Annotated in this window: 13 protein-coding genes; 7 read left to right on the top strand and 6 right to left on the bottom strand. The window is 59.0% G+C overall.

The window, feature by feature from the left end; genetic code table 11:
- The 4 genes from HMPREF3148_RS09620 to HMPREF3148_RS09605 all read left to right on the top strand — a co-directional run bounded on the left by HMPREF3148_RS09620 (position 1) and on the right by HMPREF3148_RS09605 (position 10,511).
- Positions 1-7,572 (top strand): non-ribosomal peptide synthetase, encoded by a 7,572-nt coding sequence (locus HMPREF3148_RS09620; protein WP_070419939.1) that lies wholly within the window; start codon positions 1-3, stop codon positions 7,570-7,572.
- A gap of 91 nt (positions 7,573-7,663) precedes the next feature.
- Positions 7,664-8,290: an MptD family putative ECF transporter S component gene (locus HMPREF3148_RS09615; RefSeq protein ID WP_014307391.1), complete on the top strand. Its 627-nt coding sequence runs from the start codon at positions 7,664-7,666 to the stop codon at positions 8,288-8,290.
- Positions 8,290-9,036 (top strand): energy-coupling factor transporter transmembrane component T, encoded by a 747-nt coding sequence (locus HMPREF3148_RS09610; protein WP_014303365.1) that lies wholly within the window; start codon positions 8,290-8,292, stop codon positions 9,034-9,036. Before HMPREF3148_RS09615 ends, HMPREF3148_RS09610 begins: the two co-directional genes overlap by 1 nt.
- Before the next feature lie 14 nt (positions 9,037-9,050).
- A complete protein-coding gene (locus tag HMPREF3148_RS09605; RefSeq protein WP_227917020.1) occupies positions 9,051-10,511 on the top strand; it encodes an ABC transporter ATP-binding protein in 1,461 nt (486 codons plus the stop codon).
- 3 nt (positions 10,512-10,514) lie between these two features.
- Here the strand turns inward: HMPREF3148_RS09605 and HMPREF3148_RS09600 are convergent, their stop codons facing one another.
- From HMPREF3148_RS09600 to HMPREF3148_RS09580, 5 genes are read right to left on the bottom strand one after another with little or no spacing between them, the layout of a single operon-like run.
- Entirely contained in the window at positions 10,515-12,239 is a 1,725-nt protein-coding gene (locus HMPREF3148_RS09600) for an ABC transporter ATP-binding protein (RefSeq protein ID WP_014303363.1), read from the bottom strand.
- Positions 12,239-14,005: an ABC transporter ATP-binding protein gene (locus HMPREF3148_RS09595; RefSeq protein ID WP_034970331.1), complete on the bottom strand. Its 1,767-nt coding sequence runs from the start codon at positions 14,003-14,005 to the stop codon at positions 12,239-12,241. The genes HMPREF3148_RS09600 and HMPREF3148_RS09595 overlap by 1 nt, the downstream gene beginning before the upstream one ends.
- A gap of 27 nt (positions 14,006-14,032) precedes the next feature.
- Positions 14,033-14,818, bottom strand: coding sequence for a thioesterase II family protein (locus tag HMPREF3148_RS09590; RefSeq protein ID WP_023018093.1), 786 nt, complete (start codon positions 14,816-14,818; stop codon positions 14,033-14,035).
- Positions 14,815-16,032, bottom strand: a complete 1,218-nt coding sequence (locus HMPREF3148_RS09585) for a glycosyltransferase (protein WP_023018094.1) — start codon at positions 16,030-16,032, stop codon at positions 14,815-14,817. The genes HMPREF3148_RS09590 and HMPREF3148_RS09585 overlap by 4 nt, the downstream gene beginning before the upstream one ends.
- A 7-nt stretch (positions 16,033-16,039) precedes the next feature.
- Positions 16,040-16,669 (bottom strand): sugar O-acetyltransferase, encoded by a 630-nt coding sequence (locus tag HMPREF3148_RS09580; protein WP_014303359.1) that lies wholly within the window; start codon positions 16,667-16,669, stop codon positions 16,040-16,042.
- A gap of 411 nt (positions 16,670-17,080) precedes the next feature.
- On the opposite strand from HMPREF3148_RS09580, the gene HMPREF3148_RS09575 reads away from it, so the two are divergent.
- From HMPREF3148_RS09575 to HMPREF3148_RS09565, 3 genes are read left to right on the top strand one after another with little or no spacing between them, the layout of a single operon-like run.
- Positions 17,081-18,145 (top strand): ATP-binding cassette domain-containing protein, encoded by a 1,065-nt coding sequence (locus HMPREF3148_RS09575; protein ID WP_014303358.1) that lies wholly within the window; start codon positions 17,081-17,083, stop codon positions 18,143-18,145.
- The gene (locus HMPREF3148_RS09570; protein ID WP_014303357.1) at positions 18,142-18,903 is read left to right on the top strand and encodes an ABC transporter permease; all 762 of its coding nucleotides are present in this window, start codon (positions 18,142-18,144) and stop codon (positions 18,901-18,903) included. Before HMPREF3148_RS09575 ends, HMPREF3148_RS09570 begins: the two co-directional genes overlap by 4 nt.
- On the top strand, positions 18,896-19,717 hold the full coding sequence (locus HMPREF3148_RS09565) for an ABC transporter permease (protein WP_049063279.1): 822 nt from the start codon (positions 18,896-18,898) through the stop codon (positions 19,715-19,717). Before HMPREF3148_RS09570 ends, HMPREF3148_RS09565 begins: the two co-directional genes overlap by 8 nt.
- A 543-nt stretch (positions 19,718-20,260) precedes the next feature.
- Here HMPREF3148_RS09565 and HMPREF3148_RS09560 read toward each other — a convergent pair.
- A partial coding sequence (locus HMPREF3148_RS09560; protein WP_246818810.1) for a transposase occupies positions 20,261-20,910 on the bottom strand: 650 nt, incomplete at its 5' end.

The raw sequence follows: 20,910 nt of genomic DNA, 5'->3' as shown, positions 1-20,910 counted from the left end.
ATGATCAAAGAGGAACAAATTCGCGAAGAACTCCTCGCCTCGCTCCACCAGATCCTCGGCGAAGATGCCGAAATCGGCATCGACGACAACCTGCTCTCCCACGGCCTGGAGTCACTTCCAACAGTCCGTCTGCTCGCTGATTGGATGAAACAGGGACACCGCGTCTCCTTTGGAGATTTCATGCGCGCCCCAACGGTAAGGCAGTGGGCGAAGATGCTTGTAGAATCCACACCAAACCACAGCACTGACGCCATTGAGTCCCCCAAAGATGGGTTTGCCGCTCCCATCGACGATTCCGTACCCTTTGACCTCACAGATGTCCAATACGCCTATTGGATTGGCCGCAATTCCTCGCAGCAACTGGGCGGGGTGGGCACCCACGGCTACGTAGAGGTCGAATCCCGCAGTATCAATATCGACCGATTGCAACAAAGCTGGCTGACGCTGCTACGTTCCCACCCGATGTTGCGCGCCTGCTACACCGAAGATGGCAAGCAATATGTGCTGCCAGAGCCGCCCCACCCCACCATCCTCGTTCATGACCTCACCAAGATGGACGAGTCCACGCGCGAAGAAGCTCTGCTATCCACGCGCGAACGCCTTTCGCACCGACTGTTGGACATAGCTACCGGCCATGTGGTATCTTTAGAAGTCAGCCTCCTCCCTCAGGATGTAGCAGTTATTCACTTCGATATCGACCTGCTTGTGTGCGATGTGCAGAGTTTCCAAATTATCTTGCACGACCTCGCCCACCATTACGCCACCGGTGAAGCCCCCGACGCCGACCCGTCGTGGAGTTTCGCTCGCTACCTCGCTGGACACGCTCGCGAAGGCGTCGCCGATATCGACCGTGACCAGGCATACTGGCGCAATCGCCTCTCCGAGTTGCCGGGTGCCCCAACCTTGCCGATGAGCCACGGCACCAACGAGGAACAAGCACACCGGTTTGTACGCCGCAGTCGATCATTCGATTCGGCAACTTGGTCGCGCTTGCGTGAGGTGTGTGAACACCACGCTACTACCCCAGCAATGGTGTTGCTGACCGCCTACGCCCGCACCATCGGCCAATGGAGCGAGAATAAAAAATTCCTCATGGCCGTACCTCTGTTCAACCGCGGTTCAGACACAGCGATAAAGAATGTCGTCGCAGACTTTACCGCCCTGACACTCACCAGTATCGATCAGTCCACACGCCGCACTTTCAGCGAGGACCTCAAGGATATACAGGCCTCTTTCTATGAGGATTCGTCACATTCACAGTATTCGGCGGTGCGGGTGCTGCGAGACCTACGTGCTTCCAGAGGTGAGCAAGTTTTGGCTCCCGTGGTGTTCTCCTGCAACCTGGGAGACCCACTGGTTGGCCAAGAGTTTATAGATACCTTCGGAGAGATTAGCTACATGATCTCCCAGACCCCCCAGGTGTGGATTGACCTCCAAGTCTTCACCACCGTCAACGGCTTCCTAATCGTCTGCGACGCAGTTGAACAGTTGTTCCCCGAGAAGATGCTGGACGATCTCTTCGCCACCCTAGTGATGGAGATTGACAAGGCAATCACCGACGATCTCTCGCATTCAGACCCGGTAGAGAGCCCAGGAGCGCAGGCCCGTCGAGCGTCACGTGCCGAAGTTGCCTCTTGGCGGCTGCCTGACACCACCCTTGTCGATGAGGTGATTGCCGCTGCACGGTGCCACCCCCAGGCCACGGCCATTCGCAGTGCAAGCGGCGACGTTATTACCTACCAAGATTTGGAAGAGCAAGCCACCACCATCGCCTCTGCTTTGGTGAATTCCGGGGTTGGGCGAGGCGCTTTGATTGCAGTGATGGTGGAGCGTGGTCCTCGCCAGATTATTGGTGCGCTAGCCGCGATGATGGCGGGCGGAGCATATGTACCGGTGAGTCTACAGCAACCGGAATCTCGTATTGCCGCTCTCTTGGGGGCAAGCCAAGTAACGCATCTGATTACTGACCGACCCGATAAGGTTCTGAGCGAAACTGCAGTTCAGGTAGTAGATTTCACGAGCGCTACCGGCACAGCCAATCTTCCGCAGCTGCATCCACAAGACCCAGCCTATGTAATCTACACCTCTGGGACCACTGGAACACCAAAAGGAGTCGAGATTTGCCACGGTGCTGCATGGAACACCATTAGCGAGATCAACCGTCGCCTGGGCGTTGGTCCGACAGACCGCCTACTAAGCGTATCTTCCTTTGATTTCGATCTCTCGGTGTACGACGCCTTCGGGCTCCTTTCTGCTGGCGGCGAACTGGTAACCATCCCAGATGATGCGCGCCGCGACGCCAAGAAGTGGGTATCGCTGGTGGATAGTTTAGGCATAACTATCTGGAATTCGGTGCCTACTTTGTTTGAGATGCTTTTATCTGCGGCTGATCGGACACCGGGCAAGCTCAGCAGCATACGCCATGTTCTGCTATCTGGCGACTGGATTGATACCAGCCTGCCTGAGCGCATGCGCACGGTTACCCCGCAGGCACACCTATTAGCTATGGGCGGTGCGACGGAGGCATCTATCTGGTCCAATGGTCTCGACCTCGATGTAGTGTCACCCGAGTGGACCTCAATTCCCTATGGTCGGCCGCTTGCCAAACAGATGTACCGGGTGGTGTCCAGCAATGGCCAGGACTGTCCCGATTATTCTGTGGGGGAGCTGTGGATTGGCGGCCTGGGCGTAGCTACACAATATGTCGGCGACCCCGGACTCACCGAAACTAAGTTCGTAATCTCGGAGGACTCACGTTGGTACCGCACAGGCGATATGGGCCGGTTCTGGGCCGATGGGACGATCGAGTTTTTAGGCCGCTCGGATAACCAAGTCAAAGTTCGTGGCCACCGCATCGAACTCGGCGAGATCGAGTCCGCGTGTGAAGCGTTGCTGCCAATAGAGCGTGCCGTGTGTATCACGCACCAAGGTGCATCATCGTCACCATCTTTGGTTACGTTTGCTCAGTTCACACCGTCACATGTTGCCCGAACTACTCCGGAGCAGTTTGCGACGTCATTGCGCGCCAAAGTCAACGACGTGCTGACCGAGGGCGACATCCGCACGTCCGTCGAGCACGATGAGCATTTACAGACCGCATATGCCTTCTCAGTGATGCGACGCTGGGAGGAGCAACTCACCGGCGTGGGGACCCCAAACCACCTCCGCGAACACCGTAATCGCTGGCAGACATGGCTAGGCAAAGCAGATGAACACCCGGCTACCGCAGACTTGCTTCTAGACGACGAGTCGTTCGGCGCGTTAGAGCGTTTTGTCACCCCCTTCGAGCAAGCCTTCGTAATGGCGGAGAAGCAGCGCAGTATCGCTGAGTTCATCCAAAGCCCAGATTCGATGTCGGTGGAGCAATTCCTCGCAACCCGTCCGTTGGGTCGGTTGGTTCACCGGGTCCTCGGCGCGGTTGTGCGTGAATGCAGTACCCACTCAACCAGCGAGCTCAAGATTCTTGAGATCGGGTCACGCCGGCCCGAGGCCTCTGCGGACTACGCGGCTATCGCGGGGACGAGCGCATACGTGCTCGCTGATCCCTATCGTCATCACCTCGAACATGCCGGACAACGTGTTGGTAACACCTTCACGTACCGCCAGCTCGGAGTCACTAGCACGCCCCAACCGACTCCTGGGGAGGCAGTGACGAAGGCGGACTTGGTGCTGTGCAACCAGACGCTGCACCAGAGCGAGGACATCGAGAAAACGCTCTGTGAGGCCTGGGGCCTCAGCGCCCCTGGAGCAACGATGGTGGTGGTAGAGCCCACTGCCCCCTCCCCGATGTCCGATATCACCGCCGCATTTATTGCCAACAATACCACGGACGCTCGGGCCGAAACCGGTACAGTACTACTCAGCGCCCGCAGCTGGAAAGAAATCCTGCAGCGCACTGGGTGGAAACCTGTAGAGCATGTAGAGATCACTAAAACGACGGCGCTTATCATCGCCGAACGCGCTAGTTCCAACGAATCGGTCACACTATGCGATTCTGACTATGCCAAGGCTACAAACCTACTGGCCACCCGCCTTCCGGAGTACATGCTACCGAAACGCATCCTGGAGCTAGCGAAGTTTCCACTCACCAGCAACGGCAAGATTGACCGCAAAGCGCTCACAGCATTAGTGCCGGAATACTTCGACAACGAGCCCGCTGTCACCGAACTTCCGCACACCGCCACCGAGAAACGGCTCATCGATATCTGGGATGAGCTGCTGCACACCAGCTCCAACGTGAACTCAGACTACTTTCGCTTGGGTGGTGATTCTCTCACAGCAACACGCCTGCGCCGTACCATCGAACAGTGTTTTGGCGTGGAATTTCCGTTAGAGAATATCTTTGACGTTCCGTTGCTGCGCGACATGGCCGCCCGAATTGACCAGATAGCCGAAGTCCCCCACCAGCAATCGGATCTTCCCAAGATTGTTCACGGGTCTGAACAGTACGCTCCGTTCCCGCTGACTGAGGTGCAGCAGTCCTATCTCATCGGCAGCTCTGGAGCCATCGAACTCGGCGACGTTTCCAGCCACTGTTACTTTGAAATGTCCACTGCCTGCCTAGACTCGGAGCGAGTGGAAGACGCGTTCAATGCCCTGATTAAACGCCATCCCATGCTGCGCACCGTCGTGTGTGAGGACGGATTGAGTCAGCGTGTGTTGCCCGAAGTACCACGCTACCGCATTGCCCTCATTCGCTCCGGCAACGCCGACAATGAGGATACTCTCGATGAAATCCGAGAGGAAATGTCCCGCCAGAAGTTTGATCCCACTCAGTGGCCATGTTTTGACGTGCGCTACGTAGCCGAGCCCGACGCGGGTCGACTGCTTTTAAGTTTCGATAACTTGTTTATCGACGGCTGGAGCATGTTCCACATTTTCCGTGAGTGGAAGCAGGCCTACGACCACGGCGTAGACAGTCTCGATCCGGCAATCCCCTATTCATTTAAAGACTATGTCGAAGCCACGATTGAACTGTCACACAGCGACATCCATAAGCGTGACCAAGCCTATTGGGAATCGGCAGTGGATACTATTTATCCTGCACCGCAGTTGCCGGTGACCGACACAAACGGCGCTAATACCTCGCAGTTTTGCCGCCACCACGCCCTGGTGGACGCTGCGAAGTGGCGCCGGATTAAGCAACGGGTACGTGAGGAGGGGATGACCGAAGCCGTATTCCTAGCCGAGGTATACGCCGAAGTCCTAGCGAGGTACAGCGATGAGCCGCGACTTAGCATCAACCTGACCCGGTTCGACCGCACTCGGTTCGCCCCCGAGGTTGACCACATAGTTGGCGACTTCACCAGCCTATCTATTCTCAGCGTGGATACCCAGTGTGCACCATCGTTCCGGGACCGCGCTGCAGCGCTACACAGGCGCATGTTCAGCAATCTCGATCACGGCAGTGTCTCCGGCGTGTCGGTGCAGCGAATGCTTACTAAGCAACGCGGTGCTCGGGTAACCATGCCGGTGGTCTTCACGTGTGGCCTGGGCGTCGTGGAGCACCCCGAGTCAGATCAGAGTCCTTACCTGGGCGTAATCGATCATGGCCTATCGCAGACGCCACAGGTATGGATGGACCTCCAGGTCTATGAACACGATGGTGGCCTGATGCTGAATATGGACGCGGTCGAGGCGATCTTCCCCGACGACATGGTGGCGGAGCTTTTCACCAGCCTTACAGCCACTCTCTCGCACCTCGCAGAGTCCCCTGAACTCTGGAACGCGCCCACCAGTACCATAGCTCCGACGACCAACGCGCCCACCGCAGATCGAATCAACGACACAGACCGGGAACTCCCCGGAGCGGATAAGAGCCTACTGGGGCTGTATCAGAAGGGACTTGCCGAGCATGGTGACAACCTCGCGGTGATAGACGCCACCACGCAATGGACATACGAGCAACTCAATGAGCAGTCGGATAAGTGGGCCCAGCTTATTGCTGCAACTGACCCGGCGCCTGGTGATCTCGTTGGCATCATGATGGAAAAGTCCGCACAACAGATCGCAGCGGTACTAGGCGCAATGAAGGCCGGATGCGCCTACTTGCCGCTGAGCGTGGACCAACCGGTGGGGCGTAACACTTCCATCATCAACGATGCGGGTGCATCCATTGTTGCGATGGACCATCCGGACGATGATTTCGCTGCGTTAGCCGAGCACTGCACAGTCATCACTCTGGCCGATGTCGCCCGGCATCGGCCAGGTGACCAGGCCTTAAGCGAATCGAGTCCGACACCCAGCTCGCTTGCGTACGTCATCTACACGTCTGGTACGACGGGCACTCCCAAAGGAGTAGCCATCACCCACGAGTCGGCGGTCAATACGATTGTCGATGTCAACGAACGCCTCGGGGTGACTCCGACCGACCGGATACTGGGGATTTCAGAGCTAAACTTCGATCTATCGGTATACGACATCTTCGGGATGTTCGCGCGGGGTGCTACCTTGGTGTTGCCATCTCCAGCAGACAAACGTGATCCGCAGTGCTGGGCAGATGCCGTAACTACGCACTCGGTGACGCTGTGGAACTCTGTGCCAGCACTTTTTTCGATGTACGTGGAACACCTCCGCGAACGGAGCCTCATTGGTTCCTCCGTACGGTCGGCACTACTCAGCGGAGATTGGATACCTGTAAATATCGCTTACCAGGTCAGCACCCTCTTCCGGGACTGCACAGTTTTCGCTGCTGGGGGTGCTACCGAGGCATCGATATGGTCAAACTGGTACGAGGTAGGCGTCGATGATGCCTCGCGTACCAGCATTCCCTATGGAACGCCGCTGGCAAATCAGCGAATGTACATCCTCGATGAGGCCCTGAACCCCCGACCCACGCATGTGCCGGGAGACCTTTACATTGCCGGACGTGGCCTGGCCATGGGGTACTGGAAGGACCCAGAGAAGACCGCAGCATCATTCATCACCCACCCCCGCACCGGCGAACGAATGTACCGCACGGGCGACAAGGCCCTCTACAATCACCTTGGTCACATCATCTTCCTGGGGCGCGAGGACGGTCAGGTTAAGGTCAACGGCTACCGCATCGAACTCGGTGAGATCGAGTCAACAGCACGAAAATTCAACGAACTCCGCGATTGCGTCGCTGTCAACGACCATGGCATTGTTCTCTACGTTGTTACGCATGAGGGCTTTAACATGGCAGCACTCAATAACCACCTCGCCGAGTCTCTCCCTGCCTATATGCGTCCACGCGTGATATCACGCATTGATGGGCTACCACGGTCTTGGAACGGCAAGATTGATCGCAAGAGTTTAGAAGGAAAAACCTTTGAACAACCACAAACAAGGGAACGCTCTCGTAATCACCGAGATTCGGGTATCATTACCATCTTGCAAGAACTCCTCGGGCCCAAGGAGATCAGCATCGACGATGACTTCTTCACCATCGGTGCCGACTCGCTCACGGCCGTGCGGCTTACTAACTCGATTCGTCGAGAAATGTCAGTAGAGATCTCCATACGTGACGTATTCAACCATCCAACGGTCCGAGAATTGTCCGACCTGATCGCCAACATCGTCGGCAGCGACGTAGAAGAAGGCGAAATTTAGAGTTCATGCCACACCTGTTTCACTCACCTGACAAGCCACTTGCCCCCAACCCAGTGCTACGCACAAGCAGCCTAATCTGAAAGGAAACATCATGCCCAGTACTCCCCACACCACCCCGAAAGATGCAAAAGCAGGACGGCTGAACATCACCGACCTGATGAACATCGGCATCTTCTTCGTCATCAACTTGGTAGCCGGCGTGGTCATCGCCTTCATCGGCATCACCCCCATCACCTACGTGATGATCACCAGCGTTCAGGCCCTCATCCTGGGCATCCCGATGATGCTGTTCTTGGCCAAGGTGCACAAGCCCGGCATGGTCTTCATATTCCTTCTTCTCAGCGGCCTCGCCAGCCTGCTGCTTGGTTTAGGCATATGGCCACTGCTGCTCAGCTTGGTCATGGCCGTGTTTGCCGAGTTAATTTTGCGCGCCGGCAAGTATACGAGCGCAATACACAGTGTGATCGCCTATGCCTTTATAGCAGTGTCACCCACCGCATCATATATTCCGCTTTTCTTCACCACTCGGCGCTACATAGAGAGCAGCGGCATGCAGACCAAATATGGTGCTAGTTTCGCGGATGGCCTCACCTCTATTGGCCAGATGACTTGGCTATTCCTCATCATTGTGATAGTAACCTTCGTCTGCGGGATCCTCGGCGGGATCCTCGGCCGGCGCATCTTCACCAAGCACTTCCAGCGAGCAGGAATCGCCTGATGTCGCCCACTTTGCCCGGATCAGGCACGCACACAGCGGGACTCCATCTGGACCCACGCACCACGGTGCTGGTCATCCTCGTGGTGTCCTCGGTGCTCATCTCACCGGCCGGGTCCAGTGGGGCGCTGGGCAGCACCGCCCGGTGGATGCTCATTGCCGTTCCCGGGGCACTTTTCCTCGCCTCCGGCATGGTGGCCGCTGCACTGCGATACGCACTCACCTTCGCGGTGCTCGCCGGCTTTCCTGCGGTGGTGGTACAGGCCCTGCCCGAGCGCCACATCATCGTGGACGTGTGCGCTACGTGGTTCGCAGGGCTTTCGCTCATCCTCCCTGGCATCACGTGCTGCTGGTACCTACTACGCACCGTCTCGGCCAGCGAATTCATGGCCGCGATGCAGCGCATGCGGAGCCCCGACGCCCTGACCATCCCCACGTCCATCATGTTCCGGTTCTTCCCGACGATTCTCGAGGAATACCGCGATATCCGCACCGCCATGCAGATGCGTGGCATCTCGGGCCTGCGCAACCCGATCGCTATGCTCGAATACCGCTTTGTGCCACTGTTGGCGTCCGTTGTGAGCATCGGCAACGAGCTGGCTATGTCTGCAGTGACCCGCGGATTGGGCTCGCCTCGCCGACGAACCACGCTGTGCGAGATAGGCTTCCGCGTAGGCGACGCAATAGTCATAAGCGTGCTCGTCGTGTCCCTGATCCTACTACTGGTAAATATAGTGATGCTGCCGTGATAAAGCTGCACGATGTGTCACTATCCTATGGTCAAAACACAGCGGAGCCGGTGCTGCACCACGTAAATCTCACCGTGGCGAAGGGCGAACTAGTTCTAGTGTGTGGCGAATCAGGCTGCGGTAAGTCCAGCCTGCTACGCCTGATAAACGGCGTGGCGCACACGTTCTGCGACGCCCAGATTTCGGGGGAGGTGCTGCTGGACGACGAAGACATCACTCATGCCCACCCACACGACATCGCCGAACGCGTAGGCTCAGTGTTCCAAAACCCCAAGTCGCAATTTTTCACGCTGGAAGTAGCCAGCGAACTCGCCTTTGGCTGCGAAAACCTCGGCGTGGCGCCCAACGAGATTCGACAGCGTATTGGGGAACTTTCCGCAGATTTCGGCATGGTTCATCTCCTCGACCGGCACCTGTTCACACTTTCCGGCGGCCAGAAACAAAAAATAGCATGCGCTTCAGTGGCCGCGATGCACCCACAGGTACTACTACTAGACGAACCATCATCAAATCTCGACCTCGCCGCCGTCGATGAGCTGCGCCGCATCGTCGCGCAGTGGAAGACACAGGGCCGCACCGTCCTGATCGCTGAGCATCGGCTTTCCTACCTAGTTGACATCGTGGACCGAGTGCTGGTTATGCAGGACGGGCAGATCGCTCATGATCTCAGCGGCTCGGAGTTTCGCACCCTAGACAAGGCCGAACTGTACCGCATGGGCTTGCGCTCAGCGCAGCAGGTCCCCGAGGTGACCCGCGAGCCACGCCCTTCAAGTGGCACGATGGTGCTCAAAAAGCTACAGTTCACCTACCCCAAGGCTACAGAGCCATCCCTGAGCATCAGCCACACGGAGTTGCCGCAAGGGCAAGTCATCGGCGTGGTAGGACGCAACGGGGCCGGAAAATCTACCTTTGTGCGCGTTCTGACTGGCCTGGAATCTAAGGCCACCGGCGTGGTGGACATCAATAACCGCTCGCTCTCGGGTCCCCGGCAGCGCCTGCGCCAGTCCTATTTAGTAATGCAGGACGTAAACCACCAGCTTTTCGGGGAGAGCGTGGAGTCCGACGTAATCATCGGCACCAGTGGACCGGATGGGAAAAACGAAGCGCGCCTTACCGAGGTGCTTGGTGCACTTGATCTCGCGGACAAGCGGGCCCGGCACCCGATGTCGCTTTCGGGCGGCGAACGCCAGCGCGTGGCCATCGCCTCAGCAGTCCTAAGTGAGCGCGAGGTAATCGTCTTCGATGAACCCACCAGCGGGCTGGACCTGTGCCGCATGCACCGGGTGGCCCACCTGCTAGACGCCCTAGCCCGGCAGGGCAAGACCGTTTTGGTAGTAACCCATGACATGGAGCTGGTGGCGCGGTGCTGCGATCTTCTCCTGCGCGTGGAAAAAGGCCGCCTTACCGCCTGCGAACCGTGCGATGATCTCGCACTGGCGCGCACGGTGCGGTATCTACGCGGCCGCGACAGCTAGTCCCTACAGCTTCCAGCTGGTGGCGTCGCTCTTTTCACCCCAGAAGCTGCGGTAGCGTGGGGAACTCTCCATGAGTTCCTCGTGGTTGCCGATAGACTCCACGGTGCCGGAGGGACTCATCATCACAATCTGGTCCGCGTCGCGGATGGTGTGCAGCCGGTGCGCAATGACGACGATGGTGCGCTCGGCAGAAAGCGTTTTCATACCGCGCATCACAAGGTGCTCATTCTGCACGTCTAGAGAGCTAGTCGCCTCATCAAGCAGCACGATCCGCGCGTCCTTCAGTAGCGCACGAGCGATGGAGACACGCTGACGCTCACCACCGGAGAGATTCTGCCCGCCCTCGCTAATCAGGGTGTCAAACCCCTGCGGCAGCTGCCGGGCAATCTCGGTGACACCGGCCAACTCCGCTGCGCGGAGCACCTCCTCCCGCGTTGCATTGTGGCAGCCCAGGCGGATGTTTTCATACAGTGTGTCCTCGAAGAGGTACACGTATTGGAACACCATAGCCAGCGAATCCAACACCGCCCGGGAGCCAAGATCGCGAATATCCACACCACCGATACGGATGGTCCCCTGGTCAACGTCATAGAAGCGTGCCGCAAGTTTTAGCAAGGTGCTCTTGCCGCAGCCGCTGGGACCCACCAACGCAGTAGTAGTTCCGGGCGCCACGCGGAAACTCACGTCGCGGACCACTGGGGTGTTGGGTTCGTAGCCAAAGCCCACCCCATCGAACTCGATGCCATAGTCGCGTGGCGCCGCCGGAACCGCAGGCTCCGGCAACACCCGCGCATCGAGGATCTTTTGGATCTCATCTAAGGTATTGCGCGCGGATTCCAAGCCCTCGCCGTAGGGTATGCCCGACATAGCAACGCGAGCCAGGATGAACACCAACACAATGACGCCAATGTAGGTGCCTGCTTCTAGCCAGTGGTTGAGAAGTAGCACGGTGGCCAGGGCATCAATGACCACGGTACCGACCATGATGATTAAAGCCAGACGACCCATGATCATCTCACCTGTCTTCTGGGTGTGCTGCTGGGCGCTAAGCTGCTCTCGAATCGAGGCGCGCACGGCGCGCTCCCCCAGCGAATCCGGCCCAGCCATGCGCAGCACCGGCTGCACCTGGGCGAACTCCAGCACCTCCGCGGCGCCGTGCTCGTTGCGCTCGCCCTTCTGGCGCTCTGCCACGCGGTACTGCCGCATTAGGCGGTTATAGGCGAACCACACCACGGCAGCCACTGCAACGGTAACCAGCCCCAGCCGCCAGTCCACGGCGATGAGAAACACGCAAGCCAAACCGGCCGAGGCAGCACCGTGCAGCATGGGCCGCAGCATCATTGCCGGCGCGTTAGCGGCAAACAGCGCACCGCTGGTAGCTACAACACCGATCTGGCCGGCGCGATCTTCTTCAAAATAGCCCAGGGGTAGCTGTGCCGTGCGATCGGCGATAAGCCGGTGGATGCGCAGCACGTAATCATGCCCCAGGTCCTGGGCAATAACCTCAGTGGGCCAGTCTGCGGCGGCGTAGACGAGGACGGAGATAATGATCCAGGGCAACCATGCTGCGGCCTGCGCGGGATCTTCGCTAAACAGCGTGTCCAAAAACAGTGCAATGAGGATAAGGCCAATGGCCAACGCCACCGCGGAAATCCCAATTAGCGTAAGGACCAGCACCAGACGGCGACGATCAGCCGGACTGCCCAGTGAATAGAGCGTGCGGATCATTATTTTTCCTCCCCTTGGATGCCCGCCTGCGCGGTTTGGTAGCGTGCCCACATCGTGGCGTAGCCCTTGCCTGCCGCCACTAACTCTTCGTGAGTGCCTGCTTCGGTGACCTCACCGTTTTCCAGCATGAGGATCCGGTCAGCGCCGGTGATCGTGTGGAGCCGGTGTGCGATAACTACTAGCGTGCGCCCGGCCACCAGCTCGGTAATGGCCCGCTGGATCGCGGCCTCGGAGTCCGGATCCGCAAAAGCGGTGGCCTCATCCAACACGAGGATCGGCGCGTCGAGCAAGATGGACCGGGCAATAGCCAGCCGCTGCTGCTCGCCACCGGAAAGCTGCGCGTCCTCTCCCACCACCGAGTCGTAGCCGCGCGGCAGATGGGTAATGCGCTCATGAATCTGGGCGGCGCGGGCGGCGCGAACCACGTCTGCGTCGGTGGCCTCCGGGTGAGCGAGGCGAATGTTATCCCGCACGCTCATCCGCATAAGGTAAGGGTCCTGGAAGACGAACCCTACCCTACGGTAGAGCTGGTCAGATCGGAGATCAGTACTAGGGACGCCACCAATGCGCACCGACCCCTCCGTGGGGTCTAATAGCCGGGGGATGAGCGCGGCTAACGTGGACTTCCCCGAGCCGGAAGGTCCCACCACCGCAGTGATGCTGCCGGCGGTAAGTTTTTGGTTAATGCCGGAAAGCACCGGGGTGTCCGGCACGTAGGAGAAGCTTAAATCTTTCAACTCAATTCCGGCGTTTGCAGGCTCCCTGCCGCCAGCAGCGGGCGGCAATACCGGGATGTTGAAGAACTCGGTGAGATCCGCCGCGGCAGCCTTCGCCTCCGAAAACATGATGTTAGTGCGCGAAAGCATAAGCAGAGGCGCGGCGATGTTGTTGATGAACAAAAACGCTGCCAGCACATCGGCCACTGGTACGCCCGCAGACGTGATGAGCCACGGGCTGGCCGCGGCTACCACCAGCAGGCCAAACCCGGTGGAGGTGAAGATCTTCATCAAAGCGGTGGGGTGTACGGTGGCGTGCAACCACTCGCGATAGAACCCACCAAAACTCCGGGAACGACTAAGGAAAATGCTCTCGTCGTAGCCTTCCGGAACAAACACCTTGATAACCGGGATGCCGCGCACCAACTCTACGACGGCGGCGTCTAGCTGCTTCTGGCTGGACTTAAATTTCTCCGCCTTTTCTTGAAACTCGCGCATCATAAACGGCATGGTGGCCACTGCCAACAGCAGTGGTACCAGGCCCAGCAGGCCTATCCGCCAGTCCACCACGAACATGTATCCCAGGCTCAATAGCGGTACGAGTACACCGGCCGAATAATCGTGCGGCGCGTGGGCGATGAGCTGGTGGATCTTGGTGACGTCGTCTTCGATGTAGGTTTTCACAGTCCCCGAAGGTGTCCGCGTAAACCAAGACAGCGGGAGCCTACCCAGCTTGGTAATCTGCTGCTGGCGTAAGTGCTCGCCCAAAAGGCCGTCGGCCTGGTGGCTTACCTGGAGGCTCTTCACGGTTGCCTGTCCATGTAGGACGGTGGCCACCATGAGCGCCGCGACTAGCAGCCACAGCTTTGACGCATCTATCGGCTCTCCCTGGAAGGACAGCATTACGGTGCGCACCAGCTCAACCAGCACGATTACCGGCACCAGCGACAAAACCGCCGCCAGCACCGCCAATAGCAGCGACACCGTGATCTGCCGGTGGGCAGGTTGAGATATTTGCCTAAAGGTAATGGGTGGTTTTTGTTCGGTCATCGGGGCCTCTTTACTTAACAGTCACAATCACGCATTGTTCCGCGCTAACCAGGCAGTGTTCCCAGTAATTCCCGCTAGAAAACCGGCAAGCAGGTCGAGGAACTCGGTTCCAGTATCGAGCGGGAAGAAATGCCCACCCGGCAGGACCTTCAGTTCAAAACTACCGCTGGTAAAATTTTCCCACCGGGAAAGCATCTCTGGGCTGACAGCTGGGTCGCTATCCCCCGCCAATGCCAGCACAGGAGAGCGAAGCACCGTGGTTGCATGGTGAAAGCCCTCGTGTAACACATAATCGCGACGAATGTCAGCGAGCAGCAGCTTCATCACATCATCATTGGCAAGGATCTCAGGTGGTGTGCCACCTACCTTCTCAAACTCCCTGCGCAGCGCACCGAACCCCATTGACGAGTGGTATTCCCCAGGCACGGTTTCTCCGGGCGCCTGCCGTGCGGCCACCACCACGGCTTCCGGTATAGTGGGCCGATGCATCTGCTGCAGGCAGGCAGCAACCTGGTAGGCCAGCGCTGCCCCCATGGAGTGGCCGTACAACGCAATCGGCGCGCCCGCCGCCAGATCTACTATCTCGGTTGCGCACATATCGGCGAGCTTGTCAAAGTCGCTTACCCATTTCTCTCGGCGACGGGTTGCCTTTCCGGGAAGCTCCACCGGCACCACGTCAATGCTTGGGTTGACCCCCACCCATCCACGATAGACGGAAGCGCTGCCTCCTGCGTGATGGAAGCAAAACAAGAGGGTTCCAGTGCGATGTCCGGCCACAAACGGAAAGACTCCCTCGCAGCTGATTTCTGTCATTTTTCGCCTTTCGCTAGGTCGGACTGATTAAGCACGATTTCTACTGCTGCGACGGTACCCGGGTCTGTGGCAAGCAACTCGGGCATCCTGCGGGCTGCGGAGTCGTATGCTCCACTTACCAAATCGGCAATTCCGGCGGCCAGGGACTGGGCACTCAGTTCGCCTCGCTGGGCGTCAATATAGTTCGGCCCGGCACCGTTTCGACAAACTGCGTTGGCATGGAAGTGTTGGTCACCACCGAATGCAACCGCAAGGCACGGCTTGCCGGCGCGCAGGATCGCCCCGGTGGTGCCCAGTGAGCCGTGGCAGATGCCTGCACGGCACCACGGAAGCACAGTCGCGAACGGGACCCGGGCGACGGTGAGGATTCCTTCTCTCACACCAGGCTCATGATCGGGATCGACGATTATCGCCCGCAGACCATGCTCGATGCACGCGTCTCGAGTCCATCGTTGAAGGTCATAAACGCGATCTGAGACCATACTCCCAAAGCTTGCCAGAACCGGGGCCGAGCCGGCAGCCACAAACTCCTCGACTGCTGGGTCTAGGGCGAGTTCACTGTGGTGCGGGTCAAGCCACTCGCCAGTGACGTGAATGTGGTTTTTCCATTCCGGCGCCGGCGGACTCAACGCGGGACTGAATTGGTAGATCGTGGTTGGTGGAGAGGAGAGCGCTCGCTGACGCAGCCCCAACCTACGGCGCCATGCCGCTATCACTGGGCGCATCGCCCAAGCCATCAGAGTATTGGACATCCAGTGGGTGACCAGAGCTCCGACAGAGCCGTCCAGTTTTCGCGGATCCACGAGGCTGTAACGGAGGCAGGGTTCGGTAGGGAAAACCTGCACCCGAACGCTGGGGACTCCGCGTGCAGCCCCTAACAACCGAGCAACTTCACTGAATTGGGTGTACATGACCACGTCAACGCCATCCATGGCATGCTCTAACACATCGAAAACGTGGGCGTCAGATATCATCTCACGGATACCTAAGACAGTGTCCATCATGCCTTTACTATCGCCCAAAAGGCGCTTCATTAACGCCCGGTAATCACCGGGTAACTCGATGTAGTCCACCCCGTTTGCACGAAAACTCCCGCCGAATTCGCTAAACCCAGCCAAAACAAACTGGTGGCCACGATCTCGAAGTGCGACACCAAGGTGCGCAAATGGCAGCATATCACCCTCAGAACCCAGGACGACCGCGAGAACTTTCACAGCCGTCTCAATCCGTAATCCAACTAGGCCACTCAGGAACCCAAGACTCCCCCATGAGCTTATCTTCCGGGCCAATATCACGAATGACTCGGCACGGATTACCGGCTGCGAGTACCATGGGCGGAATATCTCTTGTCACAACACTGCCAGCACCAATTACTGCACCATGCCCAATCGTGACACCCGCAGTTACCGTGCAATTGCCACCAAGCCACACATGGTCTTGTATGGTGATCGCACCCCCGGTACACACCATGTATTGCCGCTCTACGGGGTCTAAGGCGTGATTGCCAGCAAAGAAGGAACACCATGGACCAACCATGACCTCATTGCCAAATGTCACCGGGGCCATATCAAGTACCGTCGTTCCTCGATTGAAGGTCACGCCATCTCCGACCTTGATTTTCGAGCCATATTGGACATGAAATGGCAGGAAAACCATTAAGCGCTCCCCCAGTTCACCAAGCAGGTCTGCCATCACTGCCTGCTTCTCCGCTGTTTGAAGTGGACGAAGCTGGTTGAGATCGTGACACTTCTCCGCCGCCTCCATCATCTCGTAATAGAGATCCGGGTCCTCAATAGGGCGGAAGGGCTGACCGCAGAGAATCTTATCTTCGATTTGCTCTCGAGAATCCATGGATACTCCTTTGTGCTTGAGAGGCGCGAGCCACAATACGAATTACGGTCAGCCACGCGGTTTGACCCTGACTAGTCGGAATACCCAGATTCTTAGCTCACACTTGGTAGCTTACAGGCCTTCGACTTAATTGTCAAGCATGCCATGCCTAATTATGGTATGCTTGACTTTGCAGCAACCTGCAGCGTCGCCGCCGATCAGCCGACCTGTGCAGCCCTCTCCTGCGGGGCGCTGTGCACGACCCGGTGCCGCTAGACATACATCATTTTCTAAGGATTAGTTGGCACTACCCCAGGCGCTTGCTCCGTGGACCACAATCCATCGTTCGCGGGCAATAATCGGTTTTCCTTCTGCGGTAGGAGAATCGGTGCGCCGGCTAATAGACCGTTCACGTATATCCAGGGATGAATCATGAAAGAAAACCCCACCACGGCAACCGCTAGCGGTGACCCCAGCGCCACCGCAGTCCCCTCAACCAGCGCCCACGCAAAAGGCCGCGACCTGGTGCTTGATGTCCAAGATCTGCGATGTAGCCTGGGAAAAGTCAAGAAGCGAACGGAAATCCTGCGCGGTGTGACCCTCGCCATTCCGCGCGGGGGCATCCTCGCCGTCCTAGGCGCCAATGGTGCCGGCAAGACAACCTTGGTCAATGTCCTTTCCACGCTGCTGCCCGCCACGGGCGGAACCGCCATCATCGATGGCCACAACTTAGCCACGGATCCTTCCAAGGTGCGCGCTTCCATCGCGCTGACCGGGCAATACGCCGCAGTGGATGAGGAGCTTACCGGCAAGGAAAACCTCATCTTCTTTGGCCGCCTGGCAGGGCTTAAAGCTAGCGATGCGAAGGCCCGCGCCGCGGAACTTCTTGAGCGCTTCGATCTGGTTGGCGCCGCCGACCGCCTGGTTTCGGCATACTCGGGCGGCATGCGCCGGCGGTTAGATATCGCCGCCTCCCTCACTGTCCCGCCCGCGCTGCTGTTCCTCGACGAGCCGACCACGGGCCTCGACCCCGCCGCGCGCAGCTCCGTGTGGGATACCGTCCGCGGGCTGGCGGCCGACGGCACCTCGATCCTGCTTACTACCCAATACCTGGAAGAAGCTGACCAGCTCGCAGACCGCGTCGCCGTGCTCGCCGGAGGCAAGGTGCTCGACGAAGGCACCCCCGCCGAGCTCAAGGACCGCTATGGCACCACGGTGTGCCTCATCACGATGTCTAGCCCGGACGATGCCGCACGCCTCACCCACACCTTGCAAGAACACCGCATCGACTGCCGCCAAGAGGACACCGTATTGCGCGTCGATGCGCCCGATGGCCACCGCACCCTAGTCCGGGCGCTGGCCTTGTGGGATGGCGACGACACCTCGGTCGCGGACGTCTCCTTGGTTCCGCCCTCCTTGGACGATGTCTACTTCGCTATCGCCGGGTCCGGCGACATCGCGCAGCAGGCTCCCCACACCGGTGGAGGCTCCCAGTGAACGCGCTCGGAGCAGTCGCTGCCTCGTGGCACCGCAATGTCCTGCGCACCGTCCGCAACAAGGCCGTAATGGTTTCCGCCGTGGCAATACCCAGCCTGTTCATGGTCATCTTTTACGCCACCTTCGCCAAGGCTTCGACGGAACTCGGCATCGATTACGCCGCCTTCCTCCTGCCCGCCGGCGTTATTCAGGCGATTGTGTTCGCCGCCGGGGGCTCCTCCTTGGCGATTACGCGTGACGCCGAAAACGGCATCCACGACCGCATCCGCGCCACCGGGACGCCCGCCTGGGCCACGGTCGTCGGCCGGCTGCTGGCAGATCTCACCCGCGCCGCGTGGTCGTGCAGCATCGTCGTCCTCACCACGATCCTGCTCGGTGCCCGCTACGCTGCCGGACCGGGTCGTATTATCCTTACCATCGCCCTTTTCGCCGCCCTCACCATCATCCTCTCCGCGTTTATCGATGGCTCCTGCCTGTTGGCCCCCAAGCCCACCTCGGCGTCCTTGCTCTTCCAAAACCTCGTGCTGGTCATGGTGATGTTCTCCACCGCATTCGTGCCTGCGGATGCGCTGCCCGGCGGCATTGGCCCCATCATCCGGCACGTACCGCTATCTCCCATCTTGGACACCGCCCGCAACCTACTAGGTGGCGCTGCCCTGGGGGCGCGCGGAGTCGAAGCACTGTGCTGGCTCATCGCCATGACCGTCGTTGGCGTATGGGGCTTTATCACCGCTTTCCAGGGGAGGAAACATGACTAACCACACCACCGCCACCGTGTCGCACGACACCACCTGGCTGTCCACTGTCGCCACGCATTTTGGAAGGCACCTGCGCGCCGCCCGCCGCGATAGCGCGGTAATTACCAATACCGTGGCTGGTCCCGTTTTGATGTTCCTGGTCATGCGGTGGCTGTTTGGCGACCTCATGGCGGCCTCGCAAGGCTCTGCCACGCTCGACGCGTTACCGCTTACCATCGCGCTCATCCTTTCCAGCGAACTGATGAATGGCACCTCCGCCGCCGCGCAGATAATTAAGGAACGCCAACGCGGTATCACCACCCGCATCGCGACCACGCGCTACGGCACCAGCCCGGAGATCTTCGGCCGCTGGTGTTTCGATTCCTTACGCAGCCTTATCTCCGGCTGCGCGGTGCTGCTGGCTTCCGTGGCTTCTGGCCTGCGTATTCACACGCTGGCCGGGTTTGGCTGGGTGCTGTTAGTCATCATCTTCGGCGCGGTGGTGGCCTCCTCGCTATCGGCCATGGTGGGCGCGATGTGCGCCACCCCGGAGGCCGCCATTGGCCCGGCCCCCATCATCATGGCGGCCATGGCACTTAACGGCGGCCTCGTGCCCGTGGAGCAATTCGCTGGTGTGGTTCAACCCATCGCCCGGTGGAATCCGCTTACCTTCGCCGCCCGCGCCGGCGCCGCCATCGACGGCACGCCAAGCGCCGAAATCCTTGCCACCGGCCAGCCCGGCACCGCAGTCTGGGCTTTCGTGGCCTGGATGGTAGCACTCACCGTAGTGCTGCTAGCCGCCGCAGCTGCGTTCCGCCGCCCCACCATGTCGTAAATAGCGCCGGTTAGCGCGACAGTGCTACTTGTCGCGCGGCGGCGTCCCCAGCGGCGCGGTAGCGCTACTTGCCGCGCAGGGCGCGCCGCCGCGATAAAGAGCTGCGAATCTTTACCCGCGGCCGCGCTAAGGCGGGTAGTGTCGCCGCCGGTTACCGGCAACCAGGCGGCCTCGCCCGGGGCTAGCTCCAGGTCGTTTACCGTGACCACACCAGAAGTAGCCAGGGCGATGGCCGGTCCGGGAAGCTGCGTGGAAACCGTGGTGCCGGCGGGCAAATCGTAGCGGGTCACCGCAAACTCCTGCACCGGCAGCGGGTACTCTACTACCGTCGCGGTGTTGGGCGCGGCATCGGCAACAGCGGCGCTCTCCGCGCCTGCACCATCGCCCAGGGAGGTGTTCCTATATAGTTTGTCAATTCCGTGGGTGAGTTTGTTGGGGGGGTGTGAAGGGTTTCTGCTTTTCCTTGTGGATGTTGTTTTCGGGCACGGTGAGGAGCCGATTGGGCTTGCTGTGCAATCGGCTTGAGGTGAGGGTCTGTTGGTTCTAGGCTGCTGCGGCCTCCTGGACTGTGGAGATGTCTCGGTAGAGCTCGCCGCTACGCATCATGGCGAAGAGAACGTTGAGGCGCCGGCGTGCGAGTGCGACAACTGCGGCGTTGTGTCTTTTGCCTTCTTTGCGTTTTCGTTCATAGAATTGCCGGGAACGCTCGTGGAATCTGATCGATGCAAAAGACGATTGCCATAGGGCGTTCTTTAATTTTTTGTTGCCAGCCCGGTTAGGCGAATTCGACATGATAGACGTTCCTGACTGATTCGTCCGCGGTGATAGCCCTGCATAGGATGCTAGGTGCGCTGCATCGGGGAAGTCGGACATATCGCCAACAGTCATGAGGATCTGCGCGGCGCTACGCGGACCGATACCAGGCATGGATAAAAGAATCTCGGTCTGCGGAATGTCCTGAATCAGCTTGAGTACCTGCGCTTCGATTTCTTTACGATGCTCGAGTTTGGCCAATGCATCTTTGGCGGACATTGCTACGCCAAGTTCGGCGTATTCTGCGCCGGCAATGGATACGGTCTGTTCGTGGATGGCAGCAAGCATGGCATCGATGGGACCTGACCCCCATGTGGTGGACACCTGATATCCAGCCCAGTCGAGCTGGGAAGAAAGGTAATCTACCACCATGTCCAGGT

Source organism: Corynebacterium sp. HMSC05D08 (assembly GCF_001807215.1).
GTDB lineage: Bacteria > Actinomycetota > Actinomycetes > Mycobacteriales > Mycobacteriaceae > Corynebacterium > Corynebacterium striatum.
This window is presented reverse-complemented; position numbering and strand designations above follow the sequence as displayed.